At 55.2% G+C, this 21,323-nt stretch carries 17 protein-coding genes; 8 read left to right on the top strand and 9 right to left on the bottom strand.

What is annotated here, in order from left to right; genetic code table 11:
• From JO226_RS08145 to JO226_RS08155, 3 genes are all read left to right on the top strand, one after another.
• Positions 1 to 1,218: YadA-like family protein (locus JO226_RS08145; protein WP_293547043.1), on the top strand; the 1,218-nt coding region annotated here is incomplete at its 5' end.
• A 55-nt stretch (positions 1,219 to 1,273) separates the two neighbouring features.
• Complete coding sequence (locus JO226_RS08150) at positions 1,274 to 2,071, top strand: OmpA family protein (protein WP_293547046.1); 798 nt, start codon at positions 1,274 to 1,276, stop codon at positions 2,069 to 2,071.
• Positions 2,072 to 2,079: 8 nt separating this feature from the next.
• Positions 2,080 to 3,024, top strand: coding sequence for a hypothetical protein (locus JO226_RS08155; protein ID WP_293547049.1), 945 nt, complete (start codon positions 2,080 to 2,082; stop codon positions 3,022 to 3,024).
• Positions 3,025 to 3,108: 84 nt separating this feature from the next.
• Here the strand turns inward: JO226_RS08155 and JO226_RS08160 are convergent, their stop codons facing one another.
• The 4 genes from JO226_RS08160 to JO226_RS08175 all read right to left on the bottom strand — a co-directional run bounded on the left by JO226_RS08160 (position 3,109) and on the right by JO226_RS08175 (position 7,544).
• A complete protein-coding gene (locus JO226_RS08160) occupies positions 3,109 to 3,621 on the bottom strand; it encodes a helix-turn-helix transcriptional regulator (RefSeq protein WP_293547052.1) in 513 nt (170 codons plus the stop codon).
• A gap of 419 nt (positions 3,622 to 4,040) precedes the next feature.
• On the bottom strand, positions 4,041 to 5,966 hold the full coding sequence (gene dhaR / locus JO226_RS08165; protein ID WP_293547055.1) for a dihydroxyacetone kinase operon transcriptional regulator DhaR: 1,926 nt from the start codon (positions 5,964 to 5,966) through the stop codon (positions 4,041 to 4,043).
• A gap of 68 nt (positions 5,967 to 6,034) precedes the next feature.
• A complete protein-coding gene (locus JO226_RS08170; RefSeq protein WP_293547058.1) occupies positions 6,035 to 7,132 on the bottom strand; it encodes a glycerol dehydrogenase in 1,098 nt (365 codons plus the stop codon).
• Between the two features lie 220 nt (positions 7,133 to 7,352).
• A complete protein-coding gene (locus tag JO226_RS08175; RefSeq protein ID WP_293547061.1) occupies positions 7,353 to 7,544 on the bottom strand; it encodes a hypothetical protein in 192 nt (63 codons plus the stop codon).
• Positions 7,545 to 7,667: 123 nt separating this feature from the next.
• Between JO226_RS08175 and dhaK the strand changes: the two genes are divergently transcribed.
• From dhaK to JO226_RS08195, 4 genes are all read left to right on the top strand, one after another.
• Positions 7,668 to 8,738 carry a dihydroxyacetone kinase subunit DhaK gene (gene dhaK, locus JO226_RS08180; RefSeq protein WP_293547064.1) on the top strand — a complete coding sequence of 357 codons (1,071 nt, stop codon included), beginning with the start codon at positions 7,668 to 7,670 and terminating at the stop codon, positions 8,736 to 8,738.
• Between the two features lie 16 nt (positions 8,739 to 8,754).
• Positions 8,755 to 9,387, top strand: a complete 633-nt coding sequence (gene dhaL, locus JO226_RS08185) for a dihydroxyacetone kinase subunit DhaL (protein WP_293547067.1) — start codon at positions 8,755 to 8,757, stop codon at positions 9,385 to 9,387.
• Between the two features lie 10 nt (positions 9,388 to 9,397).
• Positions 9,398 to 10,828, top strand: coding sequence for a dihydroxyacetone kinase phosphoryl donor subunit DhaM (dhaM, locus tag JO226_RS08190; RefSeq protein WP_293547069.1), 1,431 nt, complete (start codon positions 9,398 to 9,400; stop codon positions 10,826 to 10,828).
• A gap of 81 nt (positions 10,829 to 10,909) precedes the next feature.
• On the top strand, positions 10,910 to 12,652 hold the full coding sequence (locus tag JO226_RS08195; protein ID WP_293547072.1) for a GGDEF domain-containing protein: 1,743 nt from the start codon (positions 10,910 to 10,912) through the stop codon (positions 12,650 to 12,652).
• 20 nt (positions 12,653 to 12,672) lie between these two features.
• Here JO226_RS08195 and JO226_RS08200 read toward each other — a convergent pair whose 3' ends face one another.
• The 4 genes from JO226_RS08200 to hemB form a co-directional block, all read right to left on the bottom strand.
• A complete protein-coding gene (locus tag JO226_RS08200; protein WP_293547075.1) occupies positions 12,673 to 13,812 on the bottom strand; it encodes an HlyD family secretion protein in 1,140 nt (379 codons plus the stop codon).
• Positions 13,812 to 14,189, bottom strand: a complete 378-nt coding sequence (locus JO226_RS08205; protein WP_293547078.1) for a DUF3302 domain-containing protein — start codon at positions 14,187 to 14,189, stop codon at positions 13,812 to 13,814. Before JO226_RS08205 ends, JO226_RS08200 begins: the two co-directional genes overlap by 1 nt.
• Positions 14,190 to 14,433: 244 nt before the next feature.
• Positions 14,434 to 17,496, bottom strand: coding sequence for an autotransporter outer membrane beta-barrel domain-containing protein (locus tag JO226_RS08210; protein ID WP_293547081.1), 3,063 nt, complete (start codon positions 17,494 to 17,496; stop codon positions 14,434 to 14,436).
• A 506-nt stretch (positions 17,497 to 18,002) separates the two neighbouring features.
• On the bottom strand, positions 18,003 to 18,977 hold the full coding sequence (hemB, locus tag JO226_RS08215; protein WP_293547083.1) for a porphobilinogen synthase: 975 nt from the start codon (positions 18,975 to 18,977) through the stop codon (positions 18,003 to 18,005).
• 370 nt (positions 18,978 to 19,347) lie between these two features.
• Between hemB and JO226_RS08220 the strand changes: the two genes are divergently transcribed.
• Positions 19,348 to 19,968, top strand: a complete 621-nt coding sequence (locus JO226_RS08220) for a helix-turn-helix domain-containing protein (protein ID WP_293547085.1) — start codon at positions 19,348 to 19,350, stop codon at positions 19,966 to 19,968.
• Between the two features lie 5 nt (positions 19,969 to 19,973).
• Here the strand turns inward: JO226_RS08220 and ampH are convergent, their stop codons facing one another.
• Complete coding sequence (gene ampH, locus JO226_RS08225) at positions 19,974 to 21,131, bottom strand: D-alanyl-D-alanine-carboxypeptidase/endopeptidase AmpH (protein WP_293547087.1); 1,158 nt, start codon at positions 21,129 to 21,131, stop codon at positions 19,974 to 19,976.
• Positions 21,132 to 21,323: the final 192 nt, after the last annotated feature.

Genomic DNA, 21,323 nt, shown 5'->3' on the forward strand with positions numbered 1-21,323 from the left:
ACCAGTACGGATGCGGTCAACGGTTCTCAGCTTTATGCCACCAATTCAGCGTTGAACACCATCAATACCGCCGTCGGATCATTGCAGCAGGATGCGTTGCTTTGGGATTCCTCCCTCGGCGCCTATAGCGCAAGCCATGGCGGGACAACGGTGAATAAGATAACCAATGTGGCGGCGGGGACACTGTCTTCCACCAGCACGGATGCGGTGAACGGTTCGCAACTGTATGCCACCAACCAGAACGTCAGCAACCTTGATTCCCGGGTGACTAACGTCGAGAACACCAACCGTTACGTCAAAATCAATTCGACAGGAACGGCGGCAGATGCACAGGGTACCGATGCGGTTGCCATCGGGCAGGGAACGAATGCATCGGGGAATAACTCGGTGGCGATGGGTAATGGCGCCGCTTCCACGGCGGATAATTCGGTAGCGCTGGGCGCAGGATCTGTCGCGGATCGCGCTAATAGCGTGTCTGTTGGTTCTCAGGGTAATGAGCGTCAGATGACTAACGTTGCGGCAGGCACAGAGGACACCGATGCGGTAAACCTGGCGCAGCTGCGTTCGGCCACAGGGGACATCGTTAGCATCGTGAACACCGAGAATAATATCTCAAACGGTAAAGACGGTATGTTCCAGGTGAATAACTCCAGCAACCTCTCCAAGCCGACGGTGACGGGGAATGATGCTGTTGCGGGTGGCGCAGGCGCTGAAGCTTCCGGAAACAACAGCACTGCATTAGGTACGCGTTCAAAAGCCACGGCAAACAACAGCGTTGCGCTGGGGAGCGATTCCGTCGCCGACCGGGCAAATACGGTGTCTGTCGGTTCGGTAGGGAACGAGCGTCAGATTGCTAACGTTGCTGCCGGGACGCAAGGAACGGATGCCGTCAACCTGAATCAGCTGAATAAAGGGATTAGCAGCGCCAATCAGTACACCGATAAGCGCTTTAATGACCTGAAAAATACCGTTGACGATAACAACGATAAGCTGAGTGCAGGTATTGCGGGGGCGATGGCGATGGCAGCCTTACCTCAACCCTACTCCGCTGGCGGCAGCATGGTAGGGCTTGGCGGAGGGACTTACCAGGGACAATCGGCGGTTGCGCTAGGGGTCTCTACTATTTCGGATAACGGTAAATGGGTCACAAAACTTTCAGGAACCACAAACAGTAAAGGTGATGTAGGCGCGGCTATCGGCGTGGGTTATCAGTGGTAAATCATACCCGGGCAAATTGCCCGGGGTTCTGAAAGAGTTGAATGGATAAATAACTATGTTAAAGCGCTATCAATGTATTTACGGTCTCTCTCTGATTGCCAGCTTAATGTTGCTGAGTGCCTGCACACGTTCAGTCAGTGATGTTGATTCCCAGGGGAAAACGGTCAAACCCGTGTTTCCCGATGTAGCTTCTGCCGTGCGCCCTGAAGGGAGTTTCGTCAACCTTGATAATCTCCGGCAGGTTAAACCGGGGATGACAAAAGATCAGCTTTATGAGCTTATCGGCGTACCGCATTTCAAAGAGGGCATGATTCGGGTTAAGGAGTGGGATTATATTTTTCACTTTTCCCGGGCAGACAAGTCCGTGTTGACTTGTCAATATAAAGTTTTATTTGATAACGATATGAAAGCGCAGAGTTTCTTTTATAAGCCGGAAGGGTGTCTGGATGCATTAAATGCCGCAACGGTAAAACCTGTCACTCACCAGATAGATAAAACGCTTGCTGCTGAAAGTCTTTTTGGTTTTGGCAGCGCAACGCTCAGTCGTGAAGGGGAAACTGAAATACGGCAAATGATTGCCAAACTGAAAAAGAAAAATGTACCGGTGAAACAGGTGGTAATTACAGGGCATTCCGACCGTATTGGCAGTCGCGAAAAAAACAATGCGTTATCGCTGGCGCGCGCAGATGCCGTGAAAAATCTCTTTGTGGAGGAAGGGATTTCGGAGACGGTAATAGAAACCCGGGGAATGGGGGATTCGCAGCCTGTCGTCGTGTGTCCTGGAAAAACAACCCCAGCGGTTGTGGCGTGCCTGGCAAAAAATCGTCGTATCACGATTAATATCCTGGAGTAATTATATACATGGTGTTCTTTAGTCGTTTTCAGGCCGCAGTTGGCGGCCTGCTTTTTTTGGCCTGCAGTCAGGCGATGTCTGCAACCAGCAATTTCCAGGTGACAACAGTCAGTATGCCAGCGTGGAATATTATTACTGACACGCTGCTTAAAATGACACCGCTGGTCAACGGTCAGCGTGATGATGGGGTGATGTCGTTGGTGTGCGATTTAGCGCGCGGTGATAAATCTCAACAGGATGTTAATGAGATACTGTTGAAGAAAAACATTAACCCACAGACGCTGGCCAGGAACGACGGTACGCTATCACTGTTAGTCAATCAGGATATGCCTGCCCGGCAAACCGCCTGCTCGGTATACCTTATTTCTACCTTATTTAATAATATCGACAACACAATATATTTACAGGATGCCCCAGCGACGTCCAAAGTGGAGGCGAAAAAAACGGAGGTCGTTAACCGGGGTGATAAGGAAGGCAAAAGCAGTTCTGCAACACCGGCGAAACCGCAGGTTGAAAAAGTGTTCAATCAACTGAGGTTCGAACAGGATGTGAAAACACACATCGCCATCGCGCAGGCTACCGCTCAGCTTTATGCCATTCTGGCAGGAAATCTTGAGAGGATAAAAGGGGAGTCATGGACCGCCTACCAGGCGCGTATCAAGCTGATGGTGGCAGAGTATGCGCCAAATTTCCTCAGTACGGTGAAGGTGTTTTACCAGATGGAAAGCGCAAATCCGATCACCGCCAGGTCGGTCACTCAGTTCGGATATAACGTCTTTGACAGCAGTAATCATCAGTTCATCAGAGAACAATATGCATTCTTGTTTCGTTCAAGAAATGTTGACTGGTTAGGGAATGGTATGATTATGGGAAAACACTATTTTGTTGAGCTTAAAATCCTCGAAACTCCGATGATAAAGGAACCCGTTCTTCGAAACAAGGGTAAGCACTAGAGTTTTATGGAAAAACGCCAGTATAGCTGGCGTTTTTTATTGGAACATGAAGTGTGATCATTTAAATGATAAGTGAGTGAGAAACTATTTGAAGATGTCGGCCCATGTTTTTAGACGGTATAGCGCATTACGGTTTTTAAGGTTTAACTTTTTGATGATGGCATTACGGTGAGCGTAGATTGTTTTTTCATTCCTTTTTAATGTAGCCACCATTTGCTCTATCGTCGCACCTCTTATTAAACATTCTAACACCTGTAGTTCACTTTGGCTTAACGACAGGCCAACTTTATACGCGTCTTTCTTTTTAAAAAGTAGGAGCGAGGTCAAAATCTCGCTTAGTTTGCACTTTTTACTTATTAACAACAAATTTGAATCTTTTGTTAATATCTGTAATGCATAATAATCCAGATCATTATCGATAAAGATAATGGGTTGTGTTGGTGTTGCGTGGATAGACTCTCTTGCGCCATATTCGAGTATATATTCGTTATCAAAGAAGGTGAAGGTGCCTTGAGCCAAGCCATTCGGTATAACCTCAGCTAAACCGGTAGCAAAGAACTGGTCTTTGCAATAAATGAAACTATCTAATGAAATCATGGAGTAATATAGATTGTTGTAGATGATTATTTATATGTTTTTTAGTCGAAATTTAAAACATAAAGCTTATTGATATTTATTTTTGAATAATAGGTTTAAATGTTTAGGTATTCAAAATAGATAGCGGTAAATTGTTGTGAAGTATGTCAAACATTGGCTGCGTATGTGATATTTCAAACAGCTGTTACATCGATTTAAAGCTGCGGGCTAAAAACAGTAGTAAAAACAGAGGCGGAATAGATTAGATTTCTTTATGTGTGTTAAATTTTTTTTTAATAAAAAATTTTTTTTCGATGATTTTGAGTGGATTCTTAAGATTTTTCTTAGTCCATAAAAAACAACCCGGTCGTTGCGTGTGCTTGACGATGAAACGGGGTCTGACTGGATACGCATTTGTGGGACAGAACGTATCTTGCATTTTACTCCGGATGCGTCCGCTTAAACTGCCCGGCATCGATGCCGTATTGCTTCATTTTTCGCCACAGAGTCGTACGCCCAATGTTCAGCAACTGCGACATCTCCTGTACCCGGCCTGCGGTCACGCGGGCGGCGTGGATAATCGCCTCTTTTTCTCGCCCGGCAATCGTCAGGCTGGTGGGGAGCGGGCCGGTTGCGCTCTCCAGTCCGGTGCGTTCGGTGAACAGGTATTCCGGCAGGTGGCGTAAACGGATATGGCCGTTTTCACTGCTGATGGCGAGGTTTTCCACGATGCTGTTGAGCTCAAAATCATTTCCCGGCCATGAGTAGGCGGTGAGCTGCGCCAGCGCATCGTCCTCCAGCGTCAGGCTGGAGGAAAAGCGTTTCTCAAGGCGTCTGAGCCGGGTCTGCACCAGCGCAGGAATGCTGTCGCGCCGTTCGCGTAGCGGCGGAATGACAATCTCGAACGCGTGCAGCGCGTAGTAAAGCTGGCGGCTAAAGCGGTTCTGCTCCACCAGGTTCGCCAGGTCGACCGTCGTGGTGGCGATGATCTTGATATCGACCGGAATCAGCCGTCGCGCATCCAGCCGGGTCAGCGCGCCTTGTTTAATCACCTGCAGCAGCGCCGATTGCAGTTCCGGCGCCAGATATTCGATTTTTTCCAGAAACAGCGTGCCGCCGTGGGCAAGCTCCATGCGGCTAAGCTGCCCTTTTTCGTCGTCGGTCGGCGCGCTACCCATAAAATCGGGTCCCAGCGCGCTGTCGGCGTAAAGCTGGCAGTTTACGGCGATATAAGGGCCACTGGCCCGCTCGCTTTCATTATGAATCGCCTGGCTTAGCAGCTCTTTGCCTACCCCTTCTTCACCGCACAGCAGCACCGGAAAACTGCCTCTCGCCGCCTGGCGGCCAAAGGCTACCAGCCGTCGGGTCTGCGGATCGTCCGCGGACATCTGCTCAAAGGTATGGCTGACCTTGCCCAACTGGCTGGTCATCAGCTGGCGCATCTGCTCGACCGGGTGCAGGAGCAGAATAAAGCTGTTGCCCTGTTCCTCGACGATCGGTTTTAGCGTGATCACCGAGTCGATAAACTGGTGCTGGCTTTCGAACGTGACCTCGACGTGCTTTAGCCCGCGCGCCTGCTTAATCGCCCGGCGCAGGAGCGCCGGGAGAGTCACCAGTTCGTTGAGGTTTTTACCGTGGCTTGCCTGCGGATCCAGGCGCAGCAGAGCCGCCGCCTGAACGTTAATAAACTGCAAAATGCCCTGTTCGTTCCAGGTCATCACGCCGTCGTCCATGCTTTCAAGCAGGCCGTACATCTGGTTGAGATGGCGGTTCGATTCTATCAGCAGGGTGTCGGTGAGCAGGGCGTTGCTGACTTCTCGGGCGATAGCCAGCGTCAGCGAAAGGTCGGAGGGCGCCTGATGTTCGCGCAGGCAACACAGGGCGATGGAGCCAAACAGTCGCCCATGGTTATCAAAGACTGGCGTGGAGCAAAACGACCACGGCGAGAGCGCCAGCTTGAAATGCTGGTCGCCTGAGGTTTTGACCGGCTGGCCGAGCAGGGCAGCAAGCGAGAGCGCCGCGCTGCCGATAATGCTTTCCGCGCAGTAGCTTCCGGGCTTAAAGCCGAGGCTATCCAGCTGATTCAGCGTGATGGGGGAACCGGAACTGCTGAGAATGCAGGCGGATTCATCGAGGATAAACAGTGCGCAGGGGCGCTCTTCCATATATTCCCAGGCGTCTTCCAGCGCGGCCTGACCGATGGTCAGCAGCGTCGTTTTTCGACGGCATATGGACTCATAGGTCAGCCCCTGGGCCTGGTGCGGCGCACTCCAGGTTTCCCGCTGCATAAATTTCTCGCAGCGGTGCCAGGACTGGGCGATAAACGCCGAGACTTCGTTGTCAGCACCCTGGTTGTCGCTCGCCATCACGGTTCTCCTGTTATGCGGTAACGCCCGCCCCACGGGGGTGGGGCGGGAACTGATGGCGACGCAGGTTAACGCGCCAGCCAGCGCTGTCCCAGACGGTCCGCCGTCAGAACCGCGGCATACACGCTCTGTGCGGTGACCGGGAACGGCATGTTGTGAATGGTTTCCCCTTCGGCGCAGGTGGCTTGCGCCACTGCCTGAATTTTTTGTGCAATGTCCTCAGTGACCCCCATCTGCGCGAGGGTGACCGGCAGCCCGACGTTTTCGCAGAACGCCAACACGGTTTCAATCTCTTCCAGTGGGCTGTTTTGCAGCACCAGTTGGGCAAGCGTGCCAAACGCCACTTTTTCGCCGTGGTACAGGTGGTGACACTCTTCGAGGATCGTGAAGCCGTTATGGATCGCATGCGCTGCCGCAAGGCCGCTGCTTTCAAAGCCGATGCCGCTCAGGTAGGTATTGGCTTCAACAATACGCTCTAGCGCGTCGGTCACCACCCCGGCTTCCGCCGCCAGCCGCGCTTTTTCCCCTTCGGCAAGCAGCGTGTCATAGCACAGGCGCGCCAGGCTCAGGGCTGCCGCCGTTGACTGACCGCCCGCCATGCTGGTGGCTCTGGCGTCGTAGCAGGCTTTGGCTTCAAACCAGGTGGAGAGCGCATCGCCCATCCCGGCGACCAGCAGGCGCACTGGCGCCCTGGCGATAATCGCCGTGTCCATCACCACCATATCCGGGTTTTTCGGATAGATGAGGTACTCTTCAAACTCGCCCGCCTCAGTGTAGATAACCGACAGCGCGCTAGTGGGCGCATCGGTGGAGGCAATCGTCGGCACCACGACCACTGGCAGATTCTGGTAATAGCCGATAGCCTTGGCGGTATCCAGCGTTTTCCCGCCGCCGATGCCGATCACGCCGCGGCAGCCTTTTTGCTCAAGGATTGCCATCAGGCGCTTAATTTCCACATGGCTGCATTCGCCGTTAAAGCGCTCGGCGTGGCTGGCAATGTCGTGTTCATGCAGGCCGTTTAGCACTTTTTCGCCCGCCAGTTTCATCACAAAATCATCGGCAATGACGAAGAAATTCTCTGCCAGATTTTTGGCGTACTGACCGAACAGCGCGGAGGCATCTGGCCCCTGAAGATACTTAGCCGGAGATTGAATTACTTTCAGCATTCTGGTCACCCCTCAAGAGTACATGGTTGCATATTCTGCTCTGAACCGGCGTAGTCAGCAGGTTGCAGAGCGATACCGAAGCGGTGCCATTACTGTAGGGGGCGCTGTCGACAAAAAAACCGTTATCGTTTTTGTTCTTAAATGGAACGCCAAGGAAAATAATATGTTCCATTGTGGAACGTAAATCCACACGAAGCATCAGGATTGCGATCCCGATCGGTCACTTTTGGGGAAATCCCGGCACCCGGGGAGCGTTGCTGCTGAAGATATCCCCACGCATGGCACAGGCGAGGGGAAAAACCGGTTTTTTAACGGTGAAGCGGGTTGGTGGGGCGGGCGTCAATAAAGCCGCCATGGATCTCACTTTGCCGTTTTTGCCGTAAAAAACGTTCCATTGTGAAACGTTTTTCATTGTTAACGTTCCTTATTGAAACCTGTTTTCGCGGCATTTTTTTTTGCGCCAACTCATTCAGAATCATTTCATCGGCGATGACCTTTTCCGATAACCCTACAACCCTCCGACGGAGCATTAACAATGAAAAAACTGATCAACCGTGTGGATGACGTACTGAACGAACAACTTGCTGGTCTGGCGAAAGCCCACCCTTCGCTGACGCTGCATCAGGACCCGGTGTACGTCACCCGCGCCGATGCGCCGGTGGCGGGAAAAGTCGCGCTGCTGTCCGGTGGCGGCAGCGGCCACGAACCGATGCACTGCGGGTTTATCGGCAAGGGAATGCTGTCAGGCGCCTGCCCGGGGGAGATTTTTACCTCGCCCACGCCGGATAAAATGTTTGAGTGCGCGATGCGCATTGACGGCGGCGAAGGCGTCCTGCTGATCATCAAAAACTACACCGGCGATATTCTTAACTTTGAAACCGCAACGGAATTACTGCACGAAAGCGGCGTGAAGGTCACGACCGTGGTCGTCGACGACGACGTGGCGGTAAAAGATAGCCTCTATACCGCAGGCCGCCGCGGCGTGGCCAATACCGTCCTGCTGGAGAAGCTGATCGGCGCCGCCGCCGAGCGGGGTGATTCGCTGGAAGCCTGCGCGGCGCTTGGGCGTAAGTTGAATAATCAAGGGCACTCCATCGGCATCGCCCTGCACGCCTGTACGGTACCCGCAGCCGGTAAGCCTTCTTTTGAACTGAATGACAATGAGATGGAATTCGGCGTCGGCATTCACGGCGAGCCGGGCATTGACCGCCGTAAGTTCACCACCCTGGATACCACGGTGGATGAGATGTTCGACACCCTGCTGGAAAACGGCGCGTATCACCGCACGCTGCGCCAGTGGGATTCGGCGCAGGGTGTCTGGCTCGACGTCGCGCAGTCAAAACAGCCGTTGCAGCGGGGCGATCGCGTCATCGCGCTGGTCAATAACCTGGGCGCAACGCCGCTGTCCGAACTCTACGGCGTTTATCACCAACTGGAGCGTCGCTGCCAGCAGGCGGGGATCGTCATTGAACGTAATCTTATCGGCAGCTACTGCACGTCGCTGGATATGGCCGGGATCTCCATCACCCTGCTGAAGGTTGACGATGAAACGCTGGCGCTGTGGGACGCCCCGGTCGATACGCCCGCGCTGCGCTGGGGCCACTAATTTAAGGAGCTTAACGATGTCATTGAATCGGGAACAGGTCGTGGACTGGCTGTACCGCTGCGGCGATGTCTTCAATCAGCAGTGTGATTTCCTCACCGGGCTGGATAAAGAGATTGGCGATGCGGATCACGGCCTGAATATGCGCCGCGGTTTCAGCAAGGTGGTCGAAAAACTGCCGTCCATCGCCGACAAGGATATTGGCTTTATCCTGAAAAATACCGGCATGGTGCTGCTCTCCAACGTCGGCGGCGCCAGCGGCCCGCTGTTCGGCACCTTTTTCATTCGCGCCGCCCAAAGCGCGCAGGCGCACCAGAGCCTGACGCTGGTGGAGCTGTATCAGATGATGCGCGAAGGGGCGGAAGGCGTGATTAACCGCGGGAAAGCGGAGCCTGGCGACAAAACCATGTGCGACGTCTGGCTGCCGGTCGTGGAATCGCTGCGCCAGTCCAGCGAGCAGCACCTGTCAGTTGCCGATGCGCTACAGGCCGCTACCGGCGTGGCGGAAGCGGCGGCCCATGCCACCATTGCGATGCAGGCGCGCAAAGGCCGGGCAAGCTATCTCGGCGAACGCAGCATCGGCCATCAGGATCCGGGCGCAACGTCGGCGTTGTTTATGATGCAGATGCTGACCGCGGCGGCAAGAGAGTAAGGAAAAGGCGATGGTAAACCTGGTAATTGTTTCTCATAGCGCCCAACTGGGCCAGGGCGTCGGGGAGCTGGCCCGGCAGATGCTGATGGACGATGGCTGCAAGCTTGCTATCGCCGCTGGCATTGACGATCCGCAAAACCCGATCGGCACCGATCCCATCAAGGTCATGGAGGCTATCGAATCGGTGGCGGACGCTGACCACGTTCTGGTGATGATGGATATCGGCAGCGCGCTGTTGAGCGCGGAAACGGCGCTCGATCTACTCGATCCGGCGATCGCCGACAAGGTGCGCTTATGCGCTGCGCCGCTGGTGGAGGGCACGTTGGCGGCGACCGTCAGCGCCGCTTCCGGCGCCGGTATTGAGAAAGTGATCGACGACGCGATGAACGCACTGGAAGCGAAACGCGTACAGCTGGGGTTACCATCGCTATCGCCTGCGCCGTCGCCAGCGGCGCTGTCGGTCGAAGAGGGGGATGCGCAGTCGTTGAGCGTGGTGGTGAAAAATCCCAACGGTTTGCATGTGCGTCCGGCGTCAAAGCTGGTGGCGGCGCTGGCCGGTTTTGACGCCGACCTGGTGCTGGAAAAGGGCGGAAAATGCGTCAAACCGGACAGCATCAACCAGATTGCGCTGCTGCAGGTGCGCTGCAACGACACGCTGCGGTTGCTGGCACGCGGTCCTGATACCCCTCTGGCGCTGGCGGCGTTTGACGCGCTGGCGGCCAGCCATTTTGGCGAGGAGATTGCGCCGGGCAACGACGCCTCTGCCGGGAAGCCGGTTGCCGACCCGGTGACAGGCCAGGCGTGGACAAACGTGCCGCAGCTGGCTCTCCCTGAGCGCCAGTCCTGTTCCGATTCTGCCCGGGAACAGCAGCGTTTGCAGCAGGCCATCGCGCTGACGCTTGCGGATCTGAGCGCGCTGACCGCGCTGGCGGAGACGAAATTTTCGGAGGATATCGCGGCGATTTTTTCCGGGCACCACACGCTGCTTGACGACCCTGAGCTCTATGACGCCGCCTGCGAGGTTATCCGTGCGGAGCAGTGCTGCGCACCGTGGGCCTGGCATCACGTGCTGAGCGGATTGAGCCAGCAGTATCGCGAGCTTGACGATCCGTACCTGCAGGCGCGCTATATCGATATCGACGACATCCTGCACCGTTCGCTGTGCCACCTGCAGGGGACAACGCCGCCCTCGCTTGCCGATATTCCGGCATCGGCTATTCTTGTGGCGGACGATATCTTTCCCTCCACGGTACTGCAGCTCGACGCAGACCGGGTCAACGGCATCTGCCTGCGGGCAGGCAGCGCGTTGTCCCACGGCGCCATTCTGGCGCGCCAGTCCGCTATCGCCTGGCTGTGTGAGATGGGGGCTGCAGTAGACGGTATCCGCAGCGGTGAGCTGATAACGCTTGAGCTGGCGGCGCGGCGCATCACGCGGCTGTAGGCACCATCCGGCAAGAGAGTACGAAAATAGCCGTTATAATGGAAAATTGTGCTCTTTTTGCCGCGACGGATTCAGGACGTAATGAAAACGATAAAAAAAACGGCACCCTCCTCAAACGTGCTGCGCTACCTGTGGAGCGTAGCGGCGATCGTTCTCTTCTTAACCTCCTTGTTATCCTGGTGGCTGCTTTCCAGCTCCTGGTCGGCGTGGAAGAGCGCGCATAATAACGTCTCCCAATTCGATGATTTTTATCACGCCTTACAGGTTTCAAACGATCTGGCCGGTGAACGCGCCTATGCTAACGAACTGGTGCTGAGCACCGTCGGCGAAAAAGAAGACGCCTGGCAGGCGCTGGAGAAAAGCCGCCAGACCACCAACAGCGATATCAACAAGATACCGGCGAATTTACTGTCCCCTGCGCTACTGAAAGCCACGCTTGACGAGCTCGAACGCTCCCGTCTGCGGGTGGACGCGTTTCGAGCCCATACCCTGACGGACCCCGTCGAGGCGCAGCAAACCATTAACGGCATGGTGGCGGCGACCGATTTTTACCATGAAGCGCTGTTTCGCCATACGTCGGCATTTTTGCTGCTGGAGCCGTCGGCGCTGGGGCCTATCCTGCGCGCGCAGTCGCTGGGCGAACTGCGTGACGCCGCCGGACGTCTGGGGTCGCAGCTTCTGGTGCCGCTGGCGACGCAAACGCCGCTGCCGCTGCAAAACATTGAGGCTGTCAGCCGGGGGATGGAGCGTATTACCGTGCTGTGGTGGCTGTTACGCACCCAGGGCGATGAAACCAGCTATCTTCCCGGTTTCGCGCAGCAACTGGAGAGCACCCGGCAGATTTTTGAAGCACAGGGCGTGACGCTTATCAAGACACTCCAGGCGCAGAGCGTCAACGGCGAGCCGTACGCCGTCAATGCCGATACCTTTGCGCTTCGCTATCACGCCAGCGTGAACGCGTTTGATGAACTGCTCAACACCTACCTGACGGGGGTGAAAAAGCATTACGTGAGCGCCGAGCGCGAGGCGCTGCTGCACCTGCTGATGGTGACCGCAATCCTGCTTATGCTGTATGCCCTGGTGACGGGGATGATTTTGTATATCCGCGCCCGCGTGCTGCGGCCGATTTTGCGTCTGAACGATATTGCCGTCGCTATTCTTGCCGGCAAGCAGCTCGACGCCCCCATGGATGATAGCACCGCGGAAGAAGTGCAGGAGCTGTTCTCTTCGCTGGGCGCGCTGGGGGACAAACTGCAGGAGCAGACCCGACTGAGCAGGACCCTGAAGCGACAGTCGGAAGAAGACCCGCTCACACACCTGTTTAACCGCCGGGCTTTTGATGCGCGGGCCACCGCGCTGCTCGCGCAGGCCAGCCGCCATTTTCCGGCCTGGTTCATCATGCTGGATGTCGATCGCTTTAAATCGATTAACGACACCTGGGGACACCCGACGGGCGATGAAGTGCTGGTTCGGCTGGCGACAATGCTTAAAACCTTTAGCCGACCGGGCGATGTTATCGGCCGTCTCGGCGGAGAGGAGTTCGCGGTGATGTTCCGCGCTCAGGGGCATGAGAGCGCGGCGGGCTACACGCAGCGTATTCAGAATGAAATTCGCAAGCTGGCCTTCCAGGGGCCAAACGGCGAGCCGTTTCAGATAACCGCAAGCTTTGGCGTATCGGTCGGCTGGCAGCGTTCACTGTCCGAACTGATGAGCGACGCGGATGCGGCCCTGTATGAGGCTAAAAATAGCGGGCGCGACCGTATTTGCGGTCTGCCGTCATTCATGCCGGGTGGGGAGAATCGGGATAAGGCAAACCCCTCCTGACGGGCAGGAGGGGAAAAGGATCAGTGATCGAGGAAAATATAGTTTTGCCAGCTCTTCATACGGATGAGGATTTTACGAATCAGCGCCAGCTCTTTGAAGTAGCCGGAGTAGATAGCCACCTCCACCTGCGTACCCTTCGGCAGTTGGTAATCGACCAGCCGCGGGTCGGTCGACTTCACCAGCACCAGGACGCGTCCCTGCTTACCCACGTCAGCGGTGGTTAGCAGTTGCCCTTGGCCCTGAAACTGGCTTTCGCCAATTGCCGGAAGTACTTCAATAATCTCTGCGCTAAATACCGTGCCAGGAATGGACGGGAACATCAGCTCGGCCTGGTAACCCGGCTTCAGACGCTGGGTAGAGTTTTGACGAAAAGCCGCCACGTAGGTGTACTGCTCCTGATCTGTCGGCACGAAAGTCATCACCGGCATCAGGCCCAACGAGGTGGACATGGTGCCAGGACGCAGACCGACCATGCTGACGTAACCGTCCGATGGCGCGCGCACCGTGGCGCTTTCGAGCTGGAATTCCGCCCGACGCAGTTGTGCCAACAGTGAGGCCACTTTGGTATTTTCACCATTGACCACCGAGTTCAGGTTGTTTTGCGCCTGCTTAACTTTGGCTTTAGCGGCGGCAACGGCGGCTTCGCTGGCTTTCCAGTTCTGATGCCGGGTATCGACGTCCTGATCGGAATACGCGCCTTTGGCATGACCTTCGGCAAAACGGGCATATTCACGTTGCATCTGGTCCCGGTCGGCGACCGATTTGCCCAGATCGGCCTGAGCCTGATTCAGCTCAGCGTCCAGTGATAATGCGTTTTGGCTGGCTTCCTTGACCTGCGCGCGCAGATCGTCAACCCGCGCCTGGAACGGCGTTGGATCGATGCGATAGAGCACATCGCCTTTTTGCAACATCACGTTCGGTTTTACCGGAACGTCGATGACAATGCCGCGAACCTGAGAAACAATCGGCACGGTTCTGTAGGCCTGTTTCCCCGTTTCGCTAAACGGATAGTTAAAGTTCATCACCAGAATGACCAGACCGACGAAAATAACGCCACCGAGCACGGCGGTCGGTACTGTCCATTTATTCAGCGGAATGCGAAAAATCTTAAATATCGCGACGCAGAGAGCTGTATAGCTAAGAAGTAATAGCGTTTCCATTATTTTTCCTCTTCCACTGATGACTGGGAAGATGTTGTTTCAGGCTTGGCTTTCAGTTTTTTGACTTCATTTTTTAACTCGTCAACCTGCGCCAGCAGAGAGGTCATCTGATGATGCATGTCATGCTGCTCAGCCGCCATTCTATGCATCCCCCAACCGCGGTCTTCGCGCCACAGAGTGGCCCAAATCCACAGGAATGGCCAAATGACATGCAATGTAAACAGGCTCACCCAACCGGCGTAATGAATCGCATCCTGGTGAGGGTGATTGCGCCGTTTGGCGATCTCATAGGGGATGTCATGAATAACAATAATGCCGTAGAAGAGAATGAGGAATACCACAACCATAATTGCGAGAGCAATATAGTCCAGGGCCATAATAAAAACTCCAGGAATATTTCCAGAAAGTTAACAACGTTTCAGGGAAAGACAGCGTACAGAAAACCATAAAAGAATGAACGTGGCAAATATACCAGCATTCAAAGATAAATTACATTTCATCGATGTAATTGGCTGTAAAATTTAAATTTGGATAATGGATAAATTTAAAATTAAACAAAAAAGAAGTGGTGAAATAGTCATGCGGGCTATTGTGAAAGAAAAATAGCCCGCAGCGGATTATTTAAAAGCGGTATTTTACGCCCAGCATGGCGGATGCATCGCTGTAGCTGTTGTCGCCAATTTGTACGGCCGTACCGCCCCAGATGTTAAGGGATGGCGTGATTTGTCCCTGTACCCCGAGTTTGAGCTGCGCAATATTGCGTGCGCCGTCGACAGAGACGGTTTCCCCATCCATACGGACGCCGTAACGCTCGGTATTGTGCAGCCAGTTGGCCTCCACGTAAGGTTTGAACTCACGGGACTTACCGTCGTCCAGCGCCGAGTGGCCTTTCAGGTACAGGCGCACGCCGAGGCGAGTCTGGATATTACCGTTATTGACGTCCTGCACTTTAGTCCCGTTGGCTTCCGTCAGGTCATGCGCATTTTTGACGCCCATCCAGACGGCCTGAGCCTGCGGCTGTAGATACAGCGAGGTACGTTGATACTGCGCCAGCTGCGAAATATGACCGGTCTCCAGCGACGCGGTCACGCCGCGGCTCTTCCAGCTTTCTCCCGGTTGCTCCGGGCTGCTGAGGCTGTTATCGAACCAGTTATACAGGGCCCAGCTGTCCACGTACCAGCCCGTTTTCGCCTGCGCCTGCTCAAACCAGGTCGCATAGGCGCCCGCGCTATAGCCATCGATCTTCGAGCGTGCCCGGTATCCGGTCAGGGTGGAGTGACTGTTGGCCTGCTGGTTGGCATAGCCCGCCATCACGCCGACGTCCCAGCGGTCGGTTTCGCTAAAGCTGCCGTTGGCTATCTCTCCCCCAAGCTGTACAACGTAACGGTTGGCCTGGGTTTTCACCTGACCTTCGGCGGCGGAGAAGCGGTTATGACCCCCTTCCTGGCGCAGCCACATCGACGTTTTTTTGATTTCGCCGCTGACCGGATCAAGGTATTCAGTACCGCCTTCGCGATCGTCAAGCGTCAGGGTGAACAGCGTATTGGCTGCCTGCAGGTTGGCCAGATAGCCGCCGATTTCCGGTCGATACGCTTTTTTGCCGGTAAACTCCGGCGTATCCTCTGGGTCGGATAACGCGTCAGGGGTATCTGGATCTTCCGCATCCACACCCTCAACGTGGTTCGTCAGGTACCAGTTTTTGCCTTTCTGCGTCAGGAAGTAATCGTACGCCCCTGCCGCGATTCGCTCCTGCTGAAAGAACGCCTGGCTGCTGGAGTTGCCCTTGACGTCAATCACCTTAATACCGTTCAGCGCCTGTTCGCCGTGTCCCCCGACGTTGCTGATAGACACGCCGGTTTTACCGCTGGTGCTGCCGGTAATCGCCAGCAGATCGGAAGGGGCGTGGTCCCCGGCAAGCAGGGTGTTCATTTTCAGCAGGCTGCCGTCGCCGCCGTGATAGTCGCCGTTAATTTGCAGTCTGTTCGTTAGCGTGCTGTCATTTTCACGGTACAGTTGCAGGGTACCATTATTTTGTATGGCGCCATTGACGGTGAACTGGTGCGGCCCGGCGGCGGATGGCGCGGCGGAACTACCAACAATCAGGGTTGAACCCGTGTTAAGCGTTGTGTTACCGACGCTGCCGCTCCCGGTCAGCAGGGCGCCGCTCTGTACGGTCACGTTGCCCGCCATCGCGCCATCGACATTGAGAATGCCCTGTTCGACGTTAGCGCTCCAGCGATCGCGGTTTTGGCCTGTGATATTTAGCATACCGCTGCCGCGCTTGCTCAGCGTGCCGGTGCCGTTAATCGCCTGGGCCACGTTGGTGCTGTTGGCCTGAGTATCAATAAAACCGTTGTTGCCGGTGACCGTGAGGCTGCGGCTGGCGGCAAGATCGACCGGGTTATTGAAAATAAGGCCGCCGCCGTCCAGGGTCAGCGCGCTGTTGGCGGCGCCAAGCTGATTATCCTTGCTTAAGGCGATGGCCCCTTGCTGGATAGTGGTGCCGCCGCGCCACAGATTGCCGTCCGGCGCCTGCGGGTTGAGCGTCAGGGTGCCCTGGCCGGTTTTAATCAGCTGGCCGCTGCCGGTGATTTGCCCGACATAGGTTTCATTTTTATCCTGGGTCAGGCGCAAGATCCCGTTGTTGACGACGTTGTTGGTATTGTTGCCAGGGCGTACCGGCAGGCTGCGCGCTGGCGCCTCGACGGTGGCGGTCGGATCGTTATTGCCCTCTGGGTTTATCACTAACTGCCCGGTATAGCGGGTGTTATCCCCTGACAGTCCCAGGGTTCCCTGGTTAACGCTGACCACGGTAAAGCCGTTCAGCGCGCCGGTGACATCCCAGCGCCCCTCGCCGTTTTTATCGAGGGTCGTGAAGTTGGAGATATCGCCGCGCAGCGTATCGCGGGAATGGGTTGAACCGTTAAGTGTCAGGCGATTCACACCGCCGCCGCCGTTAATGTTTCCGGTCACCAGCGAGTTGCTGTAGAACTCAAGATCGTCATCGCCCTGGCCAAAGGCCAGGCTGCCGATGACTTTGCTGTTGGTGTGGTTGACGAAGACGATCCCGGCGCCGCCGGAACGGGAGCTGGTGCCGAATACTGACGCGGTGCTGGTCTGGGCGGTTCCACGGGCGATGACGCCGAAGTTTTCCACGCGGTTTTTGGCCGTGGGGGGACCGTAGCGTCCTTCATCATCCTCGAACCACAGCGCGGCCGAACTTCCGCTACTCTGAATGGTGCCGCGGTTGGTAATGGTGTTGCCGAACCCCATCACGTTGATCGCCTCAGCATTGCCTGAGGTGCCGTTGGCCAGCACTTTGCCGCCTTGCTCAATGGTGATGTTGCTGTTGGAGATCACTTCAATAGTATTGGCCCCTGCGTTGAGCAGGCCGCTGGAGCTCGAAGGCGCGCTGTTTTGCACCGTGCCGTTTACGGTGATGGTGTTGCTATCGTTCAGGCTGATGGCGGGCGCGTTGCCGCCATCCAGCACCACGCCAGCCTCGACGGTAATGGTCGTGTTGCTGGTGTTGCGTCCGTTGCCGATGTTGCCCGCAACCATGCCCGTACCAGTACACGATACGTTGCCGCTGGCAGGGGTGCACTGTGCCGCAGAGGTGGAAACAACGGGTAGTCCGGAAAGTAATGCTGTCTGGATCAGCATAACGAGGTATTTCTTTTGCATGAATGCGTTCCTTGCAGCAAAGGAGCAATGCTTTGCTGTTACTGAATGGTGTTTTATATTGAAAGTTGCCCTTTAGGGTGGTGGATTATGTGCGTCACTGGTGAGATAACCAATAAAATGGTCTGACTTCTGCGTATTTATCTGGAATTTTATGTGTTAAGAAAAATTTACTTACATATGTTAAGGCTTTGAGCTGGCGAGTGCGCTCTGCGCGGTTATAGTAAGAACAGGGGATTGGTTATGTCTTTTAGCTGATAGCAGTATTTGGCCTGCGCGCACACGCTGAAAAGGTGTTTCGCAGGAGGTGTCTATGGCATGGCGTCCGTTTCTTTTTCTCATCACAACGCGTAACCCCAGGTTGTCAAAACGCCGGGGAAGGCTGTTTCTTGTTCGCAATCTGACGGCGCAATGAGTCGGATAACGACAACTGGCATACCGACACAATATCAGGCGACAGGCTGTTTTATCGGGGATGAGAGCGGGAGGAAACTCCCGCCCGAATGGCATCAACGGAGGATCTTTTTCTCGGCCAGATCCAGCGCGAAGTAACTGAAGATAAGATCGGCGCCAGCACGCTTGATCGCGCCCAAGCTTTCCAGAACCACTTTCTCTTCATCAATGGCGCCCGCCATGGCGGCGAATTTGATCATCGCGTATTCGCCGCTCACCTGATAAGCGCCCAGCGGCAGCTCGGTGCGCTCGCGGATGTCGCGCAGAATATCCAGATAGGCGCCAGCCGGTTTGACCATCAGGCAGTCTGCGCCCTGGGCTTCATCCAGGAGCGATTCGCGGATCGCTTCACGGCGGTTTAGCGGGTTCATCTGATAGGTTTTACGATCGCCTTTCAGCGCAGTGCCCGCCGCTTCACGGAACGGACCGTAAAACGAGGAGGCGAACTTAGTGGAGTAGGACATGATGGCGGTATCGGTAAAGCCTGCCGCGTCCAGCGCCTGGCGAATTGCCTGAACCTGACCGTCCATTGCCGAAGAGGGCGCGATAAAATCCGCGCCCGCGGCGGCGGCCACCACGGCCTGCTTGCCGAGGTTAATCAGGGTGGCATCGTTATCGACGCCGTGATCGCACAGCACGCCGCAGTGACCGTGGGAGGTGTACTCGCAAAAGCAGGTATCCGACATCACGACCATTTCCGGTACGGTCTGTTTGCAGATGCGCGACATACGCGCGACCAGACCTTCTTCTTTCCAGGCGTCGCTGCCGGTGGCGTCGGTATGGTGTGAAATGCCAAAGGTCATCACGGAACGGACCCCGGCGTTAGCGATACGTTCAATCTCGCGCGCCAGGTGTTTCTCAGGAATGCGCATGACGCCCGGCATCGCCTCGATGGCCTTGTAGTCATCGATTTCTTCTTCAACAAAAATAGGCAACACCAGATCGTTTAAGGTCAGCGTTGTCTCTTCAAACATGGCGCGCAGCGCAGCGGATTTGCGCAGGCGACGGGGACGATCGATCAAGTTTGTCATAGGAGGCCTGATGTTGTTGGGTCGATGTCCAGGAGTTTACCTGATTTATGGATAAAGTGTTTCACTAAAGTGGTGCTTATGTTTTTCATTACCATCACGCGTGTCAATTCACTACGGGAAATAGGTAAGTCAGTAATAATAAATAATGACATATATATTATTGAGTGATTCGTCTGTGTAGTATATTACCCAGGTAAATGGTGTAATTGTAACTTGTTGATTATTTGTGTTTTTCTGTGGGTGGTATAAACCACTGTCCATATTTAATCTTTTTATATAGAATAATTGAGATCTCTTGCAGTATAAATGGATGATTATATCCACGGGTTTTATAACGGACATTTCTTTTAACACAGGATGTGACTCATTAATGCTGGCTGTTAAACCGTTATCGGCATTTGCTGTTCTGGATAAAATCTTCGCCGCTGACGCGAAAGCATTTTCCCTGGCGGCGCAACGCACCCTTCTTCTGTCGAACGCAGACGACGCAAAAATCACCGTGATCAGCCATGGGGCGGTCAAAATCTCAAGAGTGCAGCAGGAGTTGCTGGTGGGGATCTCCCCCGCGCCGCTGATTCTTGGGCTTCCTTGTCTGCAATTTCCCGGCGTGGCGGACTATCAGCTTACCGCGTTATCGCCCTGCGACGGCTATCAGCTGGATGTTGAAAAAGGCGCGGCGTTGATAGAACAACATCAACTCTGGCAGGCGGCGTTTTGCTGGCTGAGCTGGCAGTATCGGGTGGTGGAAACGCGGGATATCCAGCTGGTCGGCCGCAGTTCCTATAGCCAAATTCGCGAGTCGCTGCATTCCATGCAGAAATGGGAGTCATCGCTACGGGCCAGCGTCGGAGTAATGAGCTATATCCAGCAGCGCACGCGTATTTCGCGCTCGGTGATTGCCGAAGTGCTGTCGGCGCTGCGGCAGGGAAACTACATCGAGATGGATAAGGGTAAGCTTGTGCGCATACATCGCTTACCCCTTGAGTATTGACGGAGTCAGGATGACGGAACCAGCCGCGATTTATTGTCGCTCAGCTCGCTGACCAGGTCGTTAATCCCGTCGCTCATGTTCACAAAACGCGTGAGCGGAGAGCGGGTGACCACCACAAATGCCCCCACGTTATGCTGTGGAATCATCGCCATATAGGTAATAAAGCCGCCGCCACCGCCGGTTTTCTGGATGATCCCCGGATGCCCTTTTTTCGGCCCCATATAGACCCAACCCATGCCCAGCGCGTCCGCCTTGCCCGGCACATCCATACCAATCACCCGCGTAAGCTGGCTACGCTGATAGATGAGCGTCTGCATGCGATCCGCCTGCTGGTTGCGGGTGTAGAAATCAGACGACAGGAACTGTTGCATCCAGCGCATCATGTCGCCCGGCGTGGAGTAGACGCCGCCGCTTCCGATCGCCGCCAGCGTATTGCCGCAGGGGCTGGCGCCTTTTTCCGCCACCATCAGGCGTTGGCACTGATCCGGCGATGGGGTAAAGGTGGTGTCTTTCATCCCCAGCGGACGGGTGATCTGCTCTTCAAACAGCTGGGTATAGGGCTTGCCAGCCGCGGTGCTGAGCGCATCGGCCAGCAGGTCGAAGGCCAGGTTGGAGTAGGCGGCCTGAGACCCAGGCGCGGTCTTCAGCGAGGCGGTAGACAGCCAGCTCCAGCGTTGGCTATGGGTTGGCCAGACAAACACGGAACGATGCGCCGCGCCGCCCGGTTGTTCGCGCGGCAGGGCGCTGGTGTGGGTCGCCAGGTTGACCAGCGTGATCGGCGAGCCCTGATACGTCGGTACCTTTGCGCCCGGCGGGGCATATTTGCTCAGCGGATCGTTTAATTTGACTACGCCCTGATCGAGTAATTTCACCAGCATTTCGCTGGTCATCAGCTTGGTCAATGAGGCGATACGAATAACCGAGTCCAGCTGTGGATGGATGTTGCTGCCAGGGCGCGTTTCGCCGAAGCTGCGGAATACGCGCTGGTTGCCGTCTATCACCACTAACGCCATACCGGTGGCGCCGCTGCCATAAAAGATATGGTTGGCGTATCGATCGACGACATCGGACGCAAAAGCCGGGTTCGCAGAAGTTTGCGCGGCCTGGGCAGCAGGAAGCGCTGACGCACAAAGTGCGGCAAGAATGAGCAGACGACGTTTCAAGGAGAGTTTCCATGAAGTGAAATAGAAAGATAATGCGTATTTATACTATTTAATCGCCGCTTGCAAAGGGGCATTGTGTGGGATTGTGCGAAGAAAAACGTAACGGCGGGTAAACACGAGGTTTTTTCCTGAACCGCGTGACGCGCTTTTGTTTTCCGCCGCGTATGATAGTTTCACTATTCACAATCGATT

Source organism: Pluralibacter sp., from assembly GCF_019237635.1.
Taxonomy (GTDB): Bacteria; Pseudomonadota; Gammaproteobacteria; order Enterobacterales; family Enterobacteriaceae; genus Enterobacter_B.